This window comes from Nostoc sp. FACHB-280, from assembly GCF_014697615.1.
GTDB lineage: Bacteria > Cyanobacteriota > Cyanobacteriia > Cyanobacteriales > Nostocaceae > Nostoc_B.
Genome location: NZ_JACJSD010000056.1, coordinates 25,032 through 42,765, shown reverse-complemented (window position 1 = coordinate 42,765; position 17,734 = coordinate 25,032). Strand labels below are relative to the sequence as shown.

The 17,734-nt window shown below is 41.9% G+C and carries 13 protein-coding genes and 1 pseudogene; 9 read left to right on the top strand and 5 right to left on the bottom strand.

Annotation, left to right across the window (positions count from 1 at the left end):
* Positions 1-266: 266 nt before the first annotated feature.
* Complete coding sequence (locus H6G75_RS28280; RefSeq protein ID WP_190983222.1) at positions 267-929, bottom strand: phytochelatin synthase family protein; 663 nt, start codon at positions 927-929, stop codon at positions 267-269.
* A gap of 364 nt (positions 930-1,293) precedes the next feature.
* Here H6G75_RS28280 and H6G75_RS28275 point away from each other — a divergent pair, with 364 nt between their 5' ends.
* The 4 genes from H6G75_RS28275 (at position 1,294) to trxA (ending at position 8,284) form a co-directional block, all read left to right on the top strand.
* Complete coding sequence (locus H6G75_RS28275; protein ID WP_277884115.1) at positions 1,294-2,349, top strand: YegS/Rv2252/BmrU family lipid kinase; 1,056 nt, start codon at positions 1,294-1,296, stop codon at positions 2,347-2,349.
* Positions 2,350-2,376: 27 nt separating this feature from the next.
* On the top strand, positions 2,377-3,927 hold the full coding sequence (locus H6G75_RS28270; RefSeq protein ID WP_190983221.1) for a metallophosphoesterase: 1,551 nt from the start codon (positions 2,377-2,379) through the stop codon (positions 3,925-3,927).
* Between the two features lie 424 nt (positions 3,928-4,351).
* Positions 4,352-7,471 carry an MFS transporter gene (locus H6G75_RS28265; protein ID WP_190983220.1) on the top strand — a complete coding sequence of 1,040 codons (3,120 nt, stop codon included), beginning with the start codon at positions 4,352-4,354 and terminating at the stop codon, positions 7,469-7,471.
* A 480-nt stretch (positions 7,472-7,951) separates the two neighbouring features.
* Positions 7,952-8,284 (top strand): thioredoxin, encoded by a 333-nt coding sequence (gene trxA / locus H6G75_RS28260; RefSeq protein WP_190983219.1) that lies wholly within the window; start codon positions 7,952-7,954, stop codon positions 8,282-8,284.
* Between the two features lie 207 nt (positions 8,285-8,491).
* On the opposite strand, the gene H6G75_RS28255 is transcribed toward trxA, so the two are convergent.
* Positions 8,492-8,836, bottom strand: coding sequence for a hypothetical protein (locus H6G75_RS28255; RefSeq protein WP_190983218.1), 345 nt, complete (start codon positions 8,834-8,836; stop codon positions 8,492-8,494).
* A 471-nt stretch (positions 8,837-9,307) separates the two neighbouring features.
* Between H6G75_RS28255 and metH the strand changes: the two genes are divergently transcribed.
* The 3 genes from metH (at position 9,308) to lepB (ending at position 14,444) form a co-directional block, all read left to right on the top strand.
* A complete protein-coding gene (metH, locus tag H6G75_RS28250) occupies positions 9,308-12,841 on the top strand; it encodes a methionine synthase (RefSeq protein ID WP_190983217.1) in 3,534 nt (1,177 codons plus the stop codon).
* 345 nt (positions 12,842-13,186) lie between these two features.
* Positions 13,187-13,597 carry a hypothetical protein gene (locus H6G75_RS28245; protein ID WP_190983216.1) on the top strand — a complete coding sequence of 137 codons (411 nt, stop codon included), beginning with the start codon at positions 13,187-13,189 and terminating at the stop codon, positions 13,595-13,597.
* Positions 13,598-13,871: 274 nt separating this feature from the next.
* Positions 13,872-14,444: a signal peptidase I gene (lepB, locus tag H6G75_RS28240; protein ID WP_190983215.1), complete on the top strand. Its 573-nt coding sequence runs from the start codon at positions 13,872-13,874 to the stop codon at positions 14,442-14,444.
* Between the two features lie 114 nt (positions 14,445-14,558).
* Here lepB and panB read toward each other — a convergent pair whose 3' ends face one another.
* The 3 genes from panB to H6G75_RS28225 form a co-directional block, all read right to left on the bottom strand.
* Positions 14,559-15,329 (bottom strand): 3-methyl-2-oxobutanoate hydroxymethyltransferase, encoded by a 771-nt coding sequence (gene panB, locus H6G75_RS28235; protein WP_190983214.1) that lies wholly within the window; start codon positions 15,327-15,329, stop codon positions 14,559-14,561.
* Positions 15,330-15,411: 82 nt separating this feature from the next.
* The gene (locus H6G75_RS28230) at positions 15,412-16,536 is read right to left on the bottom strand and encodes a two-component regulator propeller domain-containing protein (RefSeq protein WP_190983213.1); all 1,125 of its coding nucleotides are present in this window, start codon (positions 16,534-16,536) and stop codon (positions 15,412-15,414) included.
* Positions 16,537-16,660: 124 nt separating this feature from the next.
* Positions 16,661-16,939 (bottom strand): hypothetical protein, encoded by a 279-nt coding sequence (locus H6G75_RS28225; protein ID WP_190983212.1) that lies wholly within the window; start codon positions 16,937-16,939, stop codon positions 16,661-16,663.
* A gap of 150 nt (positions 16,940-17,089) precedes the next feature.
* On the opposite strand from H6G75_RS28225, the gene H6G75_RS33255 reads away from it, so the two are divergent.
* Both H6G75_RS33255 and H6G75_RS33250 read left to right on the top strand, forming a co-directional pair.
* The gene (locus H6G75_RS33255; RefSeq protein WP_190983211.1) at positions 17,090-17,290 is read left to right on the top strand and encodes a helix-turn-helix domain-containing protein; all 201 of its coding nucleotides are present in this window, start codon (positions 17,090-17,092) and stop codon (positions 17,288-17,290) included.
* Positions 17,291-17,491 (top strand): annotated as a pseudogene (locus tag H6G75_RS33250) (IS630 family transposase); the annotation flags it as partial. It lies immediately after the preceding gene.
* Between the last annotated feature and the right edge of the window lie 243 nt (positions 17,492-17,734).

Here is a 17,734-nt window from a genome sequence, read left to right as displayed (position 1 = left end):
TTGGTAGAATTTAGGTAACATTATCATTTGATAGGTCTTGTTGACAATACCTGACCTATCTTTTTTTACCCCAAAACGGTCACAATCTTTTATTTCCTCGGCTTCAGCCGCTTTGTCACCCCTTCAGGGTAGGGAGTTGAAATCTGTCACCTGTCACCTGTAACCTCTCACCTGCTATGGATAGAAAATAACTCCTTCACACATAAATGAAGGAGTTAAAGTGCTGTTTCTGTGATACTTTCAGGAGGATTGATTAACAAAAAAACTCAGCTATTTTCTGCATGAAGAGCATTCAAAGCCAGTTCGGCTGGATGAAGTGCGCCGTTACCTGTTTTGGCTGGTTCTAATCTGCGGAGTACAATCATCCCGCGAGAGCGATTTGAGGAGGAATCTTTGTCTACGCAAGCAGTATACATCCGTTGAATTGGACATTTCCAAAATCTTGTATATCGCTTGGGATTGGTATCTGCAATGGTGACTTCTTGAGTTTGGGGGTCATAATCTGCTAGTAAAGAGAAGTGACCACCTTCTAAACTAGGATTTTCATGAGCAATCCGAGTATTGAAGTTAAGAATGTGGACATCATTTTCATTACAAACAGCAGTTTCAACTTCTCGGATGAATGCTTCAAGTGTCAGACTTGGCTTGTCAAAATGATCCATCCGAATTGATAAAGGCAATCCTTTTCTTTCTATATATATTTTGCAAGTGTCGTAAGTTTCTGCTAAAGTCATGCCATCATCTAAAACTGAAGCGATGGGCAGTTGGGTGGCATAGAAAATTTCATCGACAGTTGTTAAATATCCTAGTGCAGTCAAAGCATAGGCGATCGCAGTAACGTTGCAACAATAAATAGGTTGTTGAAATTGATGTAGTTGAATTATTTCTAAGTCTCTTTTAGAAATCTGACCTATATTATCAATATCCATTTCTTGAACTCCTTTAAATATTATTAGTGGGAAATTTTTATTTTTAATTTATATTTAATTTTGTTTTTTTATGATTAATAATTTTTGTTTTTACGTTGATACATTTTCTGTGTATTTGCAAAAACATTCAAGGAAATTTAAGACCTTTAAGTAATTAAATTGAGACAGTTAAGACATTTAAGCAAAGTTAAGTGTGAGTTATGTATCAGCTAGTTCCGCAAAATACTGAAGTATGTCCTTAATTGAAAAAATGCCAGTGGTCAGATCCCCGACTTCTTCAAGAAGTCGGGGATCTGGTCAACCAACTACCTATTTCTGAAGATGAGTCAACCTGTCGTCAGAGAGAAGTCAAGATGATCTGGGAATGATAGGAATATTTTGGTATGTTAGCGATCGCTGCTTAAATTTAACTTTTATGAATCGTTCCGCCTGCCTCATTTTCAATCCAGTAGCGGGTCAAGGCAACCCAGAACAAGAACTAATCGAGATTCGCGCATTATTAGAACCAACTATTGATTTAGATATTCATTTCACAACCGAAGAAGTCGGTGCTGATCAATTGGCTTATGACGCAGTTCAGCGCGGAGTGGATGAAATTATTGCCTCTGGTGGTGATGGTACACTTTCAGCAGCAGCAGCCGCAGTCATTAATACGAATATTCCCTTTGGCATTATTTCACGGGGAACAGCCAATGCCTTTGCCAATGCTTTAGGTATTCCCGACACCATTGATGCAGCTTGTCAAACAATTTTACAAGGTGCAACTCGCAATGTAGATGTAGCTTATTGCAACGATCGCCCATTAATATTACTCGCTGGTGTGGGTTTTGAGGCGGAAACTGTAGAAAAAGCTAACCGAGAAGCGAAAAACCGCTTTGGAATTATTGCTTACATCTTGGCAGGACTCCAACAGTTACGGGAATTACAGAGTTTTGATGTCGAAATTGAGACAGACGAAAAAATTATTAAAACCACTGCCGCAGCCGTGACAGTTGCTAACGCAGCACCACCGACATCAGTTTTGGCGCAAGGGCCAGGCGGAATAATTTATGATGATGGATTACTTGATGTCACAATTGTAGCTCCCGTAAATAAAGCTGGCGCGATCGCTGCGACATATCATTTATTTCAAAGTGCTTCTTCTGGGAATGCAGCCGAACGAGATGATATTGGCTATCTCCGCGCTAAACAATTTAAAATCACTACTGACCCAGTACAAAAAGTTGTCTTGGATGGCGAGATAGTAGGCACAACACCAATAGAAGTGAAGTGTGTCCCGGCAGGTTTGCGAGTATTTGTACCAACGGTAGAAGAAGTTGAACTCGCGGAAAAACTGGAAGGATTGCCGAATTTAGTCATTGAGTTGAAAAATCCTCAAGAAACTGAGGCGGAGGCGGCAGAGTTATCTTCTGTGCAGTGAGTGATGATCATAGAGGAGTAAAATGTTTTGAAGCTTGTTTCTGATCCGGCGATCGCTAAAAAAATTCAGAAGATGAACCAGCGAGTCCGCTGGCAAGATCCTGTAATGAAAAGGCGCGGTATAGACCAAACTCACTTGGTATTGGAAGATGGTCAAGCCGATAATCCTGAATTTTCGTTTTTGGTAGTCGGAGATAGCGGTTCAGGGAGACATGGGGGACAAAACCCCCAAAGGCAAGTAGCGGAACTTACATTACCTCATCTCAATGACTGTCGTTTTATGCTGCATACAGGCGATGTCATTTATTTAGTGGGGTCAAGTGAGTATTATCAGCAAAACTTTATTCGGCCTTACAAAGAATATCTTGTCGGTGGAGATTTTCCTAAAAAAATTGCCTACGACAAGATGACTTTTCGTGTACCGATTTTGCCTGTACCGGGAAATCACGATTATTACGATTTACCCCTAGTCTTTAACTTGCTATCAGTTACAACATTACCAATTCGTCGGTTATTGCGATCGCGCCTCGATATGGATGTTGGTTTACATGGTTCAGGAACAGGCGACGCTTACGCCAAAGCATTTCTTGATTATCTCAACGGGTTGAAGTTTCCTGGTGATTTAGACCGACATTTAGACACATACTACACCGCCAAAACAGATACAGGTTGCTGTTTGTCCTACCAGCCGGGAAAATTTACTCGTCTGCCAAATCGTTATTATAGTTTTCGTTATGGTGGGATTGACTTCTTTGCTTTAGATTCCAATACCTTCAACGATCCGCCATCACTCCCCCAAACCGCAGAAGGCGACGCACAACGGAAAAACTTAGAACAACGTCGCCAGGAATTTGAACAAGAAAAACAGCAAATTCTAGAAACATCCAGCAAGTTGAATCCAGATAATCCCCACGAAGCCGAACATCTGGATGATTTATACGTCAAGTTGTCGCAAATTGAAGAATTAGTAGTTGATATTGACAAACAATTAGCGCCGCAACAAGCAACCCACACCGATGTAGAACAGTTGGAATGGCTAAAACAAAGATTAATCGCATCTTGGCAGAATTCCCAAGTGCGGGGAAGGGTAGTTTATTTCCATCATCCTCCTTATGTTACGGAAGCAACTAAATGGCAACAAGCACAAACATTAGCGATTCGTAGTCGCTTGCGTGAAGTTTTCAACGCAGTAGCGGAAACAGTAGGTGATGTAACTCAAGGTCGTGCTGTAGTAGATTTGGTATTAAACGGCCATGCTCATTGTTTAGAATATTTGCAAACATATAACACTGGACATGCAGACTCTGCGATTAACTGGATTGTGTGTGGCGGAAGTGGGTTTAGTTTGCGGCGACAACGAACTGAAGGCGCTGATTTAGTTGAGGGAAATCAATTAATTGCGCGATCGCATTTGTTTGTTGGTCGTAACGGTCATGGTTCGGAAAAACGCCGTCCTTACTCCTGCTTGCGAATTGATGTCACAGGCGAAGGTCGTCCTAAATTTATTGTCCGACCTTTAGTCGCCGAATGGTATCAACGCCACTGGCACAATTATCAACTAGAACCTTTAGTGATTTAACTGGAATTTGACAAACCTCTCCCTCCCAGTTTCCCTTTCCTAAAAGGCGCTACTGTGTACACACAAATCTTTTAGAGTTAGTCGATACATTCACAATGTCAGGCGATACATTGCCAATGTCAGGCAATACATTGGCAATGTCAGGTGATACATTCACAATGTCAAGCGATACATTAGCAATGTCAAGCGATACATTGCTAATGTCAGGTCATACATTCACAATGTCGATAAGGCAAAAATGAAAAATACCTTTGACTTTTGCCTTTTTACTTTTGACTTCTCCGCCTCCTATAAAACTACGACTTTCGGAAACAGACTTTACCCCCTAAGAAAGTGTCAGCTAAAGAATTTGGTACTTAGCGTAGGAAGTAGCCAGTTGTTTGCAAATTAACTGGCATTTAATGAGCATGAATGAGAAAATACTATGCTTCAAATTGTCGAAAATTCTTTAGGATGGCATTGGCTGAATAATGGATTAGCAGCCATAACCGAAGTGCAAGAAATACTAACTCCAGAACAAGCATCTGTGGTTTTTTCTGGGCCTAAATTTTTAGTTGCATTAGTGGCTGGTGTCTTAATGGCATTTGCCTTTCAATTGTTACTGACTAACTTCGCAGTCGCTTTAAGAATTTCTGCCACAAATGATGATTCATCTTCTAGTGATGATGAAAGCTTAGGCGATACAATTCGTAAAGTAGAGAATAAAGTCGGTTTTTGGGCATTAATTAGCGCCACTATTGCATTATTTATTGCTTCCTTTTTTGCAGTCAAACTCAGCTTAATTGATAGTGCATTTTTAGGCGCAATTATTGGTGTAGTTATTTGGTCTGCTTATTTTTCTATAGTTGTTTGGTTTGGTTCTTCGACAGTCGGTTCATTAATTGGTGCAGTGGCAAATACTGCTAATAGTGGCATAAAAGCATTAATGGGAACTGCGACTAGTGCCATTGGTGCAAATTTTTCTAAACAACAAATGGTTTCGACTGCGGAAGATATTACAGCCGCAGTTCGCCGAGAATTAACTTCTGGTTTTGATGTTGGCAGTATTCAAAATACACTGCAAACTTCTTTAGGTAATCTGCAAAGACCACAACTAGATTTGCCAAATATCCGCAAACAATTTGATCAGATTTTCGGTGATATAAATTGGCAATCTCTCCCTGATAATTTGACGCAAAATTTCAATCGTCAAACTTTTGTTGATTTAATTAGCGATCGCACAGATTTTTCTAAAGCTGATGTAAATAAAATTGCTGACCAATTAGAAGCAGCTTGGAACCAAACTTTAGCGCGTCGCAACCCGGCACAACAAGTAATTAACTTGATTACCTCGGCGACTCCCGAAGAATTGCAATCAGATGAACTAGGCGATCGCTTGCAAGAATTGGTGACTGTTGGCGGTAACGGTAATGGCAATAATGGTGGTATTAGTAAAGCCATTCAAACTGGTTTAACTGCTGCTTTACCCGTAGTTTTAGAAAGAGTAAATGTCTCTGATATAGATGTGAACAAAATCACCAATCAGTTGCAAAAGCTCAAAGATAAAGTCCAAGATTTAGATATCGAAAACATCTCTCATCAACTGCAAGAAACTCTTGAAAAGACTACCCAAGGACGAGGCGGTTCATCAAACTCTAACTACCGTCAAGATGTAGAATCTTACATTCAAAATTCTTTACCTTGGCACTTTAACCGCATCACCATTAAAGATGAATTCCGCGATGTTATCTATGACCCGCAAGCCGATGCGGAAACTATGCGGCGAGAATTAGAGGGATTCAACCAAGAAGAGTTTGCTAATTTACTCATCCGCCGCAGTGATATTAGCGAAGCCAGAGTTAAAGAAATTGCTCAACAAATGGAAGAAATTCGCCAAGAAGTTTTAGCAACTTTACAACAGGCGGAAGTTAAAGATAAGAGTCAAGATTTGCGGAACCGCATCGAAAATTATCTGCGTTCCACAAGTAAAGAAGAATTGAAACCTGAAGCTGTTGAGCGAGATTTTTCTAAATTACTGACAGAATTAAACGCTAATTTTGATGATTTAAATGAACGCTTCCAAGGATTGACTCGTGATGTCTTGCTGCAAGTGTTACAGCAGCGTCAAGACTTTAGTGATGAAGAAGCTAATAATTTGCTAGATAATTTAGAAAGTGTTCGAGACTCTGTTTTAAATCAATTACAGGAACAAGCCACAACTCAAACTGAAAACTTACGCCAAAGAGTTGAAGATTATCTGCAAAATACGAATAAGGAAGAATTAAATCCTGAAGGTATTCGCCGCGATTTCAGCACTTTACTGCAAGACCCCCAAGCCGGATTTAACTTGTTGCGTCAGCGTTTATCTCAATTTGATCGTGATACTTTAGTCAGTCTGCTTTCTCAGCGTCAAGATTTGAATGAGGATGAAGTTAACCAAATTATTGATCAGCTAGAATCAGTCAGAAATAACATTTTGCAAACCCCGCAAGTTGTAGCAGATAAAGCTAAAGAACAATACGAACAAACCACAACTCAAATTGCTGAATATCTCCGTAATACTAACTTAGAAGAACTTGACCCCGAAGGTATTCGCCAAGATTTAGAAAAATTGCTGGTTGATCCGCGAGAAGGAATTTCTGCAATTCGCGATCGCTTGTCGCAAGTTGACCGCGAAACCTTAGTTAAACTTGTCAGCCAACGGGGAGACTTAAGCGAAGAACAAGTAGAACGGTTAATTGACCAAGTACAAGAGGCGATTACTAACATTATTAAAGCACCGCGCCGCTTGGCAAACCGGACTGTTCAACAAGTGGTCGATTTTGAAAGAAATCTCGAAGATTATCTACGTCACACCAATAAAGAAGAACTCAACCCAGACAGCATTAAACGTGATTTACAACTGCTGTTGCGAGATCCCCGCGCTGGAGTTGGTAGTTTAAGCGATCGCTTATCTCAAGTTGACCGTTCCACAATTGTGGCGTTACTATCCCAACGGGAGGATATTTCTGAAGAAGACGTTAACCGCATTGCTGATCAAATCTTATCGGCGCGGGATGTAGTGGTGAAACAATATCGCCAAATTCAACAAAGTGTGCAATCAGCAACCGAACGAGTCAGAAATAGAATTCGTAACTATCTCAATTCCTTGAATCGTCCTGAACTGGATTATGAAGGGATCAGACATGATTTTGCCAAATTGTTTGATGACCCCCAAGCCGGATTTGAAGCCTTGCGCGATCGCTTGAGTCAATTTGACCGCGATACCTTAGTTGCTGTTCTCAGTTCCCGCGAGGACATTTCCCAGGAAGACGCTAACCGCATTATCAACCAAATCGAATCCGCCCGCGATAGTGTCCTGCAACGCGCCGAACGCATTCAGCAAATCACCAAGGAACGCCTACACAGTATCCAACACCAAGCGAAAAAACAAGCCGAAGAAACGAAGAAAACCGTTGCTAACGCCGCTTGGTGGTTATTTGGGACAGCACTCACCTCTCTGGTTGCAAGTGCGATCGCTGGTGCTATAGCTGTGACAGGTTTAACTATCTCTGCTATTGGTTAGAAGGCAGGAGGCAGGAGACAGGAGGCAGAAGGCAGAAGGCAGGAGGCAGGAGGAAAAGTCTTACTATTCCTGCTATTCAAGCTTTCAAATATAGCAGTCGAAGCATTTGTTAGGACTATGTTTGTGGCTGAAACTCCTGAAAATACTGAGTTCCAACTCGACACTCAGCACTTTGCTATAAAAACGAAAAAGTGATTTTGGAGGGGGTTTGGGGGACGCAACCGTCCCCCAATCGGGGGCTTGGGGGAGAATCCCCCAAATCTTGCTCATTGTCTTGAAACTCTCATCACCTTAACTTAACTGTATTGGCTTATAGCCATCACCCAACAGATTATGAAAATGATCTGTTGGGTGATGGCTTTTTCCATTGCTGCGATCGCTGAAAACTGAGAATAAAGCCGTTTTGCGATCGCTCCTACCTATATACTCTGTATAGTTACTTAGTTATTGAATTTGAGTTTAATATTGAGGAATTTAAAAATGTCTACCGAAGCAGGTACAGTTGCTGACATTCAAGAAAGTGAATTTTATACTTTTTTAACTCAAGAGAAAATTCTAGTTGTTGATTTTACTGCTACTTGGTGCGGCCCTTGTCGCCTTGTCAGTCCCTTAATGGAACAACTTGCAGCAGAATACAACGGACGCGCTAAAGTCGTTAAAGTAGACGTAGATCACAACAAACCACTATTTAAACAATATGGTCTTCGTAGTATTCCAGCCGTTTTAATCTTTAAAGATGGTGATTTAGTCGAAAAAATTATTGGAGTTTCCGCTTACGAACAGTACAGCGATGCTGTTAAAAAGCTTCTTTAATCAAGTTCTAATAGTGATTAATGAGTCTTTTAACCTCATTAATCAAGCTCAAATATTCATTAAAGCTGTTAAAATACTTCATTAATGAAGTTACAAAGCTCATTAATGAAGTGCCGAAGCTGATTAATCAAGCCAAAATCCTCATTCACCAGTTCCTCAAAGTAGAAAATTAAAGCAACAAACTCAACCCTGTAGCTGTGAGTGAGATTAATTCTCAGGCTCAATTAACTTGAAGCCCCAAGGTTTTAAAGCTGCGATCGCAATTTCTCGATCAACACCTTCATACAATTCCCATTCATAGGGATGTTCTTTCGGGTGTCCTTCTCCGACATTACCGGCAACTTTGATTACCGGAAAATTTGCCACGCGATCGCGTTCTAGCCTTTTCGGCGCTACCAACCGGACTTTATGACCGATAAACTTGGTTGTACTTTCATTCGCTACGGATTCCCGGATTAAACAGATATCACCAGCCGTTCCCCAAGTAGTCTCGTAGATGTAGAGAAAGGATATATAAGTCGCTGGCTTGATGGGTCTTTTGATCGGTCGCATTATCTGTAATCCTTAAACAAGGCGTGAGAACTCATACAAGTGTTGTTGATTGCTTGCTACAGCTATTTTAATCTCGCAACCTCACCAACATAACGTTTATTGGGTTTTCCTAACAACTGGGAATAAAGTCTTGTCATATATCCTTCATGATTCATCAGATCCCCGGCTTCTAACATGGGATCTCAGCGTTGGCGTGTCTGTTGAGATTATGAGCGATCGCCCATCTTACCCCACAATTAGGGAAAATAATAAATTAAGTGCAGTATTACAATACTCACTACATTTCCAATATTCTCGGATCAAACTTCGAGCGTCCTAAAATTAGATCCCCCCGCCTACGGCGACCCCCTTCAAAAGGGGGTTAAAAAACAATCCTCTACTTTTTAAGGGGATAAATAAAAAAATAGCCCTCCTTAAAAAGGTGGGTTGGGGGGATCTCCTCAACTAAAAAATCATTTCTTCTGGGAAAATATGACTCATCCTTTCCTTGAACGCCTGCGTAGTCCTGATAGCCCGGTGATTGTTTTTGACGGGGCGATGGGTACTAACTTGCAAACCCAAAACCTGACTGCTGAAGATTTCGGCGGCGCACAATATGAAGGTTGTAACGAATATTTAGTCCACACCAAACCCGAAGCTGTCGCCAAAGTGCATCGTGATTTTCTCGCTGCGGGTGCGGATGTGATTGAAACTGATACTTTTGGCAGTACTTCGATTGTACTGGCAGAGTATGACTTAGCAGACCAAGCTTACTACCTCAGCAAAACCGCCGCCGAACTCGCCAAGCGTGTGGCGGCGGAATTTTCCACACCCGAAAAACCCCGGTTTGTTGCAGGTTCCATCGGCCCCACAACCAAACTCCCTACCTTGGGACATATTGACTTTGACACCATGAAGGCTGCTTTTGCTGAACAAGCCGAAGCCCTAATTGATGGTGGTGTAGATTTATTAATTGTCGAGACTTGCCAAGATGTATTGCAAATCAAAGCTGCACTCAATGGGATAGAAGAAGCCTTTGCGAAAAAAGGCGATCGCATCCCGTTGATGGTGTCTGTCACAATGGAAAGCATGGGGACAATGTTGGTAGGTACAGAAATCAATGCTGTCCTGACCATTTTGGCACCATATAAAATCGATATTCTCGGTTTAAACTGTGCCACAGGGCCAGACTTAATGAAACCACACATCAAGTATTTGGCAGAACATTCGCCGTTTGTGGTTTCTTGTATTCCTAACGCGGGTTTACCGGAGAACGTCGGAGGTCAAGCACACTACCGCTTGACACCGCTAGAATTACGGATGGCATTAATGCACTTTGTTGAAGATTTGGGTGTCCAAGTGATCGGGGGTTGCTGTGGGACACGTCCAGAACACATTCAACAATTAGCAGAAATCGCCAAAGAATTAAAGCCAAAAGTTCGACAGCCCAGCCTCGAACCTGCGGCGGCATCAATATATACAACTCAACCTTACACCCAAGACAATTCTTTCTTAATTGTTGGTGAACGCCTCAACGCCAGTGGTTCTAAAAAGTGCCGCGACTTACTCAACGCCGAAGACTGGGACGGACTGGTGTCAATGGCGCGGGCGCAAGTCAAAGAAGGCGCACATATTTTAGATGTCAACGTCGATTATGTGGGGCGTGACGGTGTGCGAGATATGCACGAACTCGTTTCGCGCATTGTGAATAATGTTACCTTACCCTTAATGCTCGACTCCACCGAATGGGAAAAAATGGAGGCGGGGTTAAAAGTTGCGGGTGGTAAATGTTTGTTAAACTCCACCAACTACGAAGACGGCGAACCGCGCTTTTTAAAAGTGCTGGAGTTGGCGAAAAAGTACGGTGCAGGTGTAGTCATCGGTACGATTGATGAAGATGGGATGGCGCGGACGGCGGAGAAAAAATTCCAAATTGCTCAACGTGCCTACCGCCAAGCTGTAGAATATGGTATACCTGCTACAGAAATCTTCTTTGATACCTTAGCCCTACCAATTTCTACGGGGATTGAAGAAGACCGAGAAAACGGCAAAGCCACCATTGAATCTATTCGCCGCATTCGCCAAGAATTGCCGGGATGTCATGTAATTTTGGGTGTGTCGAATATTTCCTTTGGACTTTCCACAGCCGCGCGTATCGTCCTCAACTCCATGTTTCTGCACGAAGCAATGGCGGCGGGAATGGATGCGGCAATTGTTAGCGCCAACAAAATCTTACCACTGGCGAAGATTGAACCCCGTCATCAAGAAGTCTGTCGCCAGTTGATTTACGATGAACGGAAATTTGAGGGTGATGTCTGCGTTTATGACCCCTTGGCCGAACTCACAACCTTATTTGCTGGAGTCAGTGCGAAACGGGAAAAAGGCGTTGATGAAAACCTCCCCATTGAAGAAATTCTCAAACGCCACATCATTGACGGCGAACGCATTGGTTTAGAAAAGCACCTCACCAAAGCCTTAGAAACTTACAAACCACTGGAAATTATCAATACTTTCTTGCTAGATGGGATGAAAGTCGTTGGTGAGTTGTTTGGTTCAGGACAAATGCAGTTACCCTTCGTCTTACAGTCAGCCGAAACCATGAAAGCGGCGGTAGCTTACCTAGAACCCTTCATGGAAAAATCTGAAGCGGGGAATAATGCTAAAGGTAAGGTAATTATTGCCACAGTTAAAGGTGATGTCCACGACATTGGTAAAAACTTAGTAGACATCATTCTTTCTAACAACGGCTACAAGGTAATTAACCTGGGAATTAAGCAGCCAGTCGAAAACATTATCGAAGCTTACAATCAACATAAAGCTGATTGTATTGCTATGAGTGGCTTGCTGGTGAAATCCACTGCCTTCATGAAAGAAAACTTGGAAGTATTCAACGAAAAGGGAATTACTGTCCCAGTCATTTTAGGCGGCGCGGCGTTAACTCCCAAGTTTGTCAATAATGATTGCCAAAACACTTACAAAGGTAAAGTGGTTTATGGCAAAGATGCTTTCTCTGACTTGCATTTCATGGATAAATTAATGCCAGCCAAAACTGCTGGGAATTGGGATGACTTGCAAGGATTTTTGGATGAAGTTGAGGAAAATGGACATCAACCTCTTGTGGGGCAGGTGAGACACCTGCCAGAAGAGGGCGGGCAAGATGCCCACCCCACAATTGAGGTAGATACAAGACGTTCCGAAGCGATCGCAGTAGATATAGAACGTCCCACACCACCGTTCTGGGGAACCAAGTTACTACAGCCTGCGGATATTCCTTTTGAAGAATTATTCTGGTATTTGGATTTGCAAGCTTTAATTGCGGGACAATGGCAATTCCGTAAGCCAAAAGAACAATCAAAAGAAGAATATCAGGCTTTCTTAGATGCAAAAGTTTACCCAATTTTAGAAAGTTGGAAGCAACGCATTATTGAGGAGAATTTGTTACATCCTCAAGTCATTTACGGGTATTTTCCTTGTCAGGCTGAGGGGAATACGTTGTATGTGTATGAAACGAACCGTCAGGGCGCGGAGGTAAGAACAAATTTTGAGTTTCCCAGGCAAAAGTCTCTAAGAAGGCTGTGTATTGCAGATTTCTTTGCGCCCAAGGAGTCGGGAATTATTGATGTTTTCCCGATGCAGGCGGTGACTGTGGGTGAAGTTGCGACAGAATACGCCCAAAAGCTGTTTGCAGATAATCAATACACCGATTATCTCTACTTCCACGGTTTAGCAGTGCAGATGGCGGAAGCTTTAGCTGAGTGGACACACGCCAGAATTCGTCAGGAGTTAGGTTTTACTGCTGAAGAACCTGATAATATTCGGGATATTTTAGCCCAACGCTATCGCGGTTCACGCTATAGTTTTGGCTATCCAGCTTGTCCCAATATGCAAGACCAGTACAAGCAGTTAGAGTTGTTAGAGACTGGCAGGATTAACCTGTATATGGATGAAAGTGAACAACTTTATCCCGAACAGTCTACAACGGCAATTATTACCTACCACCCAGTAGCGAAGTACTTTAGTGCATAGGTAATTAAGGGTGTAGGGGTGTGAAAGATAGGGGTGTGGGGGTGTACTTCGACTACGCTCAGTAACCAAGATGTAGTGTTCACAACTATTACACCCCTAAACCCCTACACCCCTACACCCATTCGCCACAGACAATCTTTGTGCGTCAGTCATAACCTTTTTCCTCCCACATCTGTATTCTGCGGATGAGTAGAATCTGGGGTTGTAGTATTTAGTATGGCGTGCTAAAAGTGTTTAGTTGCATTCTGAATCGGAAGTCACAGCAGTGTCTCTTAAATGTTAATGCTGCACTAACAGTACCTCACAATTCAATTGAATGCTCTGTAAGGAAACATGGTCAAACCGATGTCTGAAAAGCTTGAAGAACAATCAAAACCAGAAAAACCCGAAAGATCAGAACGATACGAAAGATCAGAAAGATCAGAACGATACGAAAGGTCAGAAAGATACGAAAGATCAGATAGCTCAGATAGCTCAGAAAAACCAGAAAAATTTTATCCCACACAACACCTAAAAGTCTATCAAACGAGTGATGCAGGACAATTAATCATTTGTGAATGTCGTAATTGTTCGACCCCATTATCTATTGATGTGATTTTTCTCACACCACAAAATTCTAAACCTAAACCAAAGAATAAACCTGATACTCAACAAGATGATGTGATGAAATGTCCTAGTTGTGGACGTGTCCCTATATTTTTGGAAGGTTGTGCTGTGCAGTCAATTGCTCAACTACCTTCTTCTCCTTGGCAATAGTTTTTCTACCCATCATCAGCCATCATTGAACTTGTTTGAGGAGATGAGGTAATTGTGATGGGTATTCCTATTTATTTGGTAAGTAATAAAGTAAGCACAAAGAAATTTATTCGTAATCTTATGTGTGTTTATGCACAAAATTACCAATATACTTGAGAACGTAATATTAATATTTATATGGGTCGTAACAAAACCCAGTTTACTTGTAAGCACACCTTGAATCTCAGAAATATCAAGGTATTTATCCCACTGTTGGCACTGGCTAAAAACTTCTATGATTCCGCAGGAAACTGATACAAAAGCAGCTAATACCTCATCAAAAACATGGCATGGTTGGCGAGAAAATTTAACTTTAGTAGCGATCGCTTTATTATTGGCAGTATTAATCAGAACTTTTGTGGCGGAACCTCGCTACATCCCTTCTGATTCTATGGTGCCAACTTTATATGAAGGCGATCGCTTGGTGGTCGAAAAAATTTCTTACCATTTCCAACCTCCCGCCACTGGGGATATCGTAGTTTTTCAAGCCCCCGAAGAATTACAAAAACGCGGCTACCCCAAAGACCAAGCTTTTATTAAACGGGTAATTGCGACACCAGGGGAAATTATTAAAGTGGCTGGTGGTAAAGTTTATCTCAACGGTCAACTTTTGCCAGAAGATTACATCGCTGAACCAGCAAATCAACCATTCCCACCAGTGCAAGTTCCACCAGATGAGTTGTTTGTCATGGGCGACAACCGCAACGACAGTAACGACTCCCGTTATTGGGGTTTTCTCCCCAGACAAAATATCATCGGTCGCGCCGTATTTCGCTTTTGGCCATTACACCGCATTGGGTTTATTTAATCTCAAGTGGGAGTTGGGAGTTGGGGGACAAGGAGGACAAGGGGGACACGGGAGACAAGGAAGCAATCTTTCTACCTTGTCTTCCCCCTCTCAGCACTCAGCACTCTATAAAAATTACGGAAATTTTCTCTCTCGCACTTCAATAGTGTAATCTTGTACAGCTTGAGTAATTGTTTCCCGCAGGTTGGTGTAGGTTTTAGCAAATGGTGGTTGCTTGGCGGAAAGACCAAGAACATCTGAAGTCACTAACACTTGACCATCGCAGTAGGAACCAGCACCAATCCCAATTGTGGGAATGCTGAGTTTTTCTGTGATTTGCCTTGCCAAATCTGCGGGAATATGCTCTAACACAATCGAAAATACACCCGCTTGTTCTAAGGCGATCGCCTCATTTAAAATTCTCTCTGCTTGTTCTTCAGTTTTTCCCTGTTGGCGCAAACCTAGTTGATGAACTGATTGGGGTGTCAATCCCACATGACCCATCACCGGGATTCCAGCTTGGACTAGACGTGCTATTGTTTCTACCATCGCTGGATAGCCACCTTCTAGTTTGACTGCTTGCGCCCCAGTTTCCTTCAATATCCTGCCGGCTGAGTGCATAGCTTGAGCAATACTTTCTTGATAAGTCAAAAATGGTAAATCAACCACAACTAAAGCGCGTTTCACACCCCGACGCACAGATTTAGCATGATAAACCATCTCATCCAAGGTAATTGGGAGTGTGGTTTCATAACCTAAAACCACCGCCATCGAGTCTCCGACCAAAATTAAGTCTACACCAGCCGCGTCGATCAGTTGGGCAATCACATAATCCCAAGCGGTTAACGCTGCGATCGCACGTCCCTGTTGTTTCCATTGAATTAATTGCTGGGTAGTAACTGGCATAGAGGTTACAGGTTAAAGGTTACAGGATATAGGTGATAAGTGAAAGTTCTTTACTGTAAACTGTCACCTATCACCTGTTCCCTCATTTCACTGCACGACTGAAAGCAAGATGGGGTTTTGCACCACCCATTTTGGGCATTAACCAAGCTAAACCTTCACTAGTGCCGATCCATAATTTATTACTAATATCTGGTACAAGCGCAAGCACTCGGCTAGAAGGGAGACCTGGAACTTGATCTAAAAGTGCGCCTGTGTGTGGATTTAATCGTAACAAACCATTGTTTGTCCCTACCCAAACACTACCATCTTGGGCAAATTTGATTGCTGTGACATTCCGTCCCCGCAATGGAGTCACAGACCGCAATACTTTATCTGTTTTTGGGTCAATTACCAGCAAATTGTTAGCCATTCCCGCCCAAATTAACCCTTCTGGACTAATAGCTAAGGTTTGCACTGTTGTACCGGGTAAACCGTCAATCCGCTTCATAATATAAGCGTTGGTAGTATTTACCCTGACCAACCCATCCAAAGTCCCCACCCACAATTGACCTTCTGCATCTAAAGTTAAGGTGTTGGCACTAACCCCAGGTAAATTTTTCACTGTCGTCATAATTAAACCTTGATCGGGACTAATTAAAGCTAAACCGCTATCAGTTCCCACCCACAAGTAACCGCGCTTGTCAACTAACATCGACAACACCCGTTTGGAAGGTAAAAACAAATTCTGCGCTGTAATTTCATTTGTCCGGGGGTCAACTCGCATCAGTCCTTCATAAGTTCCCACCCATAAACGCCCCACTTTGTCTTGAGCTAAAGCACCGATCGCCACATTCGGTAAATTTACCCGCGCTAATATCTTACCTGTCTTGGGGTCAATCCGCGATAATCCCCGCCAATAACCCACCCACAAATTTCCTTTAAAGTCTTTCAGTAAGTTACTGACACGGTAATCTGTCTCTATAGACCTTTCTTCCAGATTTCTCTCATCTGGTAAAGGTTTGACTTGCGGTGGTGGTGCGGAAGCTGGGTAAGAAGGAGTCACATCCGATGATCGCTTAACATCTGGAGTCAGAGTTGATGGATTTTCACTATTGGTTTGTGCCTTGGCTGGATTTGTCATCATTACCAGGCCAATGTTTGGCAAAGTCATCAACCCCAGCAAAATCGAAGTCGTCAAAAAACTTATATGCTTGCGAAACAATACCACGGTGACATTTCCTCAAAAGACAGTAAGTTTAGCCATTACCTAAATTGGCTGGCGGTTAAACTCAGTATTCCCTTTGTTGATATTGTTTAAATCGTATTCCAGGATTTTTCCCAGAAATTACTGATTAAGAATTTCGGTTTAAGCACTTGAGATCGGGGATGCGAAATTTTAAATAATCTAGATTTGTTAAGTACGTTTTTCCTTCAGCATTAGTCAAAATATATTCATCTTCGGTTGGCAGTCGATGAAAAATATCTAAATCTGTCAATGCTCTCACTTTTACACCCAGCAATTCGGTAATAACTAAATAACGTTCACAGGTGCTGAAATTTTTATCTAAGTAATTTATGATATCTGGAACTTCAAGAAATTCAAATCTGTTGTTAAAAAAGCTATAAGCCATAACCGAACTGAATTGATAATACTGTTCGTCTTTACCACAAAATGACTTATATAGGAATCATATTTGATTTCTGAAAAAGACTGCGAGATAATACTGACAGAAGTATCTGTATAATAACGAACAATCATAAGCCAGCATCGAGAAATGGCGATGCCTTCGGCGAGCTTCGCTAACGCAGAATTACAAGAATTTATAGATAGCCGTCCAGATGCTCGTGAGGTGAGAAAAGCTTTGGCAGTGAAACTGGTTTATCAAGGCTACAAGTATGAGGAAATTCAAACAATTTTAGATGTCTCTGTCGGTTCAATAACAAGCTGGAAGCAGGCTTATAAGGAATATGAAATTTGCTGATTGCGCTTCGCTCCTAATTGCCCATCACAAAACCCAATTGAGGATATTTGGTTACAAGCTAAAACCTGGGTGCACCGTTTCTGTGCTTTGATTCCTTCGTTTTCTCATCTCAAGTGGATGTTTGAGTGGTTTCTCCGACACACTAACTTCGATTTTGCAACTCTTCAAATGTACGGTGCTTTTTCAAAAATCAAACACTAGTCCTATAGACTATCTCGATGTATTTGATGATGTCGCCCAAACCAAACTTTAGAGGTTATTTGAAAAGTATTGTGATTAACCTCATGTATGGCTTTAATGAATAGATGCCCGACTTCTTGAGGAAGTCGGGCATCTTTTAGTTCATGAATGATTTAGGAATGCTATAACTTGTAGCACAACGCTGATGATTTTTGTAGTATTTAATATTTTTTATCAAAAGTAATATTTCTTTAATAACATTAT